A 3,523-nucleotide genomic window follows, 5' to 3' on the forward strand; every position below is an offset into this window, starting at 1 on the left:
TAGAGCGTCTTGTGTGGACCGTATTCCCGCGGCGCATCACGCCAGCGCAGACCATTGCGGTTCACAAAAATGATCCCGCTCAGCACACGGCGGTCATCAACGCGAGGTTTGCCATGGCTCTTGGGAAAGAATGGCCGCAGACGCTCCATTTGTTCGTCCGTCAGCCAAAACAGATCGCTCATCTTCAGTCTCCTCAAGGAGCCTGAATCAAGATTCCCTGCAAAAATCAATGGGTCCTGAGCCTAGGTTACGTTGACAAAAGGCCTATCGGTTTGGGGCAAGACCTGTTCCAATTCCTGCCTGTAGGTTACGGGCAGCAGGAGCAGGGATGGACGTCCTTCGTGAGCACCTCCGCTCAATGACCCGGATGCAGTTAATTCGCATGCTTGTCGCTTCCCGGCCTGACCTCACCGCTTACCGCGACCTTGAGGCCGTTTATTGGATAAGCCTCAAATCCCTCGCACGTCGCTATCTCGAGTTAAATGACGAGATTGGCGAGCTGGACCTGATAATCAAGGCGATCGTCGAGGAGCTGGCGCCGGACCTAGTTACGCGCAATTCCATTGGTCACAACGGAGCGGCCCAGCTCCTCCTGACGGCTGGCGACAATCCCGAACGGCTGAAATCCGAAGCAAGCTTCGCGGCCCTTTGCGGTGTCACTCCTGTACCCGCCTCATCGGGAAAAACGATCCGCCATCGTCTGAACCGAGGTGGTGACCGGGCAGCCAACAGCGCCTTGCATCTCATCGCCATCGGCCGCCTGCGAACTGACGAAAAGACACGTGCTTATGTCGCCAGGCGTATCGCGGAAGGTCAATCCAAACTCGAGGTCATCCGCATCATGAAACGCTATATTGCCCGCGAGGTCGATGGCGTCATTATACGCCGCTATCGCGAGGTCAATGCATCACGTTTCGCCGCTTGACATACAGAAGGGCGTCCAGGGCTCACAATTCACGACGCCCCGTTTTACCGGGCTCCTGGAAGAGAGTCCGATCCGCATCGGCATGGACGGGCGTGGGCGCTGGCTGGACAACGTGTTCATCGAGCGTCTGTGGCGGTCGCTGAAATACGAATGCGTCTACCTGCACGCGTTCGAGACGGGCTCAGAGCTGAGGGCCGGGCTTGGCAGATGGATCGCCCATTATAACGAAAGGCGTCCGCATACGGCACTGACTAGACGCACGCCCGATGAGGCGTATCATGACGCGCCGACGCCCTCTGGTCCGGGGTTAACCCCGGACCTAATGGCCAACAGCAACGCCGTAAAACGGGCGGCATAACAACAACCGGATATAGCTTAGCAGGCCCGTAAAACTATCCGAACGGAGGGGACCACCTCTGTGGACGACATATGGCATCTTGAAGTTAAAATATCCGCCGCCGCCCGTCTCCACAACCGCCATAATCAGGCGAACTTCATAAAGTGTGGTTCTAGAACTTCTTTTTGAGATTGATCAGAGAGAAGTTCGGCATCGCGGTCGAGATACGGGCCGCACGCAAGAACTTCCAAAGCGAGGATCGCCTTTTCTGCGGGAGATTCTCTCCTCAAAGGCAGCCGGGCGGTACCCATCGTCCAGCGCTTATGTTCATCTCCGTCATCATACCATCCTAAGAGAGGCTCTCCTACCAAGTGGCAAATAATTTCCGAAACATTCAGGGAATCAAATAGCGTTATTTTGCCAATCAGTACGCCAAGCCGCCGGCGATCATCAATATATGGCCCCACAACGTCACATGGACGCGACACACGTGAATGAATTAATAGCTCATTTACGCCTTGAGGAACTGAAAAAATTACTTGATTTCCACGAATCCTACTAGGCAGGATCATCTGGCCAGTATCAGTTTCTAAGCATAACTCCGGATCGTCAGAAAGGGAGCATGGCGCCATTTCAGGCTCAATGCCTAACACTCCAGCTCGCTTAGCTAGCGCTGAATAAATAGGCTCTATCGCCGCTCTATCAGTAACCAGTGGCGCAGCTCCATCAGAGGTCCAGTCGAACGGTCTTAATGGCATGACTGTACCGCCGTCATGCGCCATAAACCCTCCCCTGTTGCCCGTATCCAGATAACTCTCGGTTTGCAGGTCATTAGCCCATATGATGGAATGTCCGTGCGTCTCGATATGGTAAAATTCGTAATCCCCCACCCGTTTATCGTAATAGATAGTTGCATCATTTACCAACATACGCGCTGGCACGAAAATATTCCTTATGAAAATACAATGCTCCCCCGTAATATGGAGATCTTTCGAAGGAACCCCTTCGGAAAACGCATTCTGACGGACACATATCGGCCAGCCTGCTTCGTCATCTGGACGTGTCGGGATTACCGATACGAACCCTTTTCCTATCCACGTAATAACGCGAATTTCTTCTTTCTGCGCTTCAGCATTCCAAACGCAAATTTCATCGCCATTCCGCAAAGTCTCAATCAATCTTGCCCCCTCAGGGGTGCGTATCTCACTTCCCGCAAGGAAACAGACTATCGCCAAATTTTGAATAGTCGCACCGTTCGCAAGAGTGTCAATTTTGCTTCTTCCGTCGGCTGGGAAGGCAAAAGGATTTCCAACGAATAATAGTCGATACACCGTCGTAGGACCGCTCGCGGATTTTGACGCAACCTCAATCGTGGTCAAATTGTTCACTACGTCATATTTTGATGTGACAACAGTAAGTGCCGTGCTTTGACCAATAATCTCATATCGAAGCACCGGCCGGTATGCTCCGTCTAAGACGTTGAAGAAAAAAGTATAAACCAAATCTTTAGAAAGAGACGGCGCAGGCACATACAACCGCAAGGATCCCCCTTGATTACTTACATCAATACGCGTAAATACGTCACCGGATGCCGTGCTGGGAGTGGGCTTAACATCGAGCCCATCCATGTTTTTTAGAGAATACAAGCCGCCGGCTTGATTCCATGTATAAAGAGCCATTTATATTCCCCGAAACAAACGCGAGCCTGTGTCAAGATCTATGAAAATAAATTAGTATTATATAAATAATTCGTATTTATGCAGCAACGAAGAATTATTATTTATATATAAAACTAGTCAATCATAAAAATGATACAGAACTCGATGATCCTATTGATATCTTCGCCACCGTTATTCGTACGTCAGCAGATCCCTCTGAGGATGCATATAAATACGTTCGTATTTTTTTTCAACAAGATTTTTGTTTTGAGCCCAACCTCGGAGTGCTTTTCGAACTGGAGATGATGTGACGGTGATGTCACGTTAACTGGAATGAGTTAGCTGAAGTTGGAGGAAGAGGTAATCAGACGCCTAGGCTCAGGACCCATTGATTTTTGCAGGGAATCTTGATTCAGGCTCCTTGAGGAGACTGAAGATGAGCGATCTGTTTTGGCTGACGGACGAACAAATGGAGCGTCTGCGGCCATTCTTTCCCAAGAGCCATGGCAAACCTCGCGTTGATGACCGCCGTGTGCTGAGCGGGATCATTTTTGTGAACCGCAATGGTCTGCGCTGGCGTGATGCGCCGCGGGAATACGGTCC

General features: G+C 51.0%; 3 protein-coding genes and 2 pseudogenes. 3 read left to right on the plus strand and 2 right to left on the minus strand.

Features of this window, described 5'->3' with window-relative positions:
* On the minus strand, positions 1 to 182 hold a 182-nt coding region (locus C0V97_RS07690; RefSeq protein WP_148114925.1), incomplete at its 3' end, for a transposase.
* A gap of 149 nt (positions 183 to 331) precedes the next feature.
* Between C0V97_RS07690 and C0V97_RS07695 the strand changes: the two are divergent.
* Together C0V97_RS07695 and C0V97_RS07700 are read left to right on the plus strand one after the other, a co-directional pair.
* Positions 332 to 925, plus strand: a pseudogene (locus tag C0V97_RS07695) (transposase); the annotation flags it as partial.
* A 16-nt stretch (positions 926 to 941) separates the two neighbouring features.
* Positions 942 to 1,283, plus strand: a pseudogene (locus C0V97_RS07700) (transposase); the annotation flags it as partial.
* Between the two features lie 125 nt (positions 1,284 to 1,408).
* Here the strand turns inward: C0V97_RS07700 and C0V97_RS07705 are convergent.
* Positions 1,409 to 2,941, minus strand: coding sequence for a Hint domain-containing protein (locus C0V97_RS07705; protein ID WP_127102049.1), 1,533 nt, complete (start codon positions 2,939 to 2,941; stop codon positions 1,409 to 1,411).
* A gap of 415 nt (positions 2,942 to 3,356) precedes the next feature.
* Here C0V97_RS07705 and C0V97_RS07710 point away from each other — a divergent pair.
* Positions 3,357 to 3,523: transposase (locus C0V97_RS07710; RefSeq protein ID WP_148114926.1), on the plus strand; the 167-nt coding region annotated here is incomplete at its 3' end.

The sequence above is a fragment of the Asaia sp. W19 genome (assembly GCF_003994335.1).
Classification (GTDB): domain Bacteria; phylum Pseudomonadota; class Alphaproteobacteria; order Acetobacterales; family Acetobacteraceae; genus Asaia.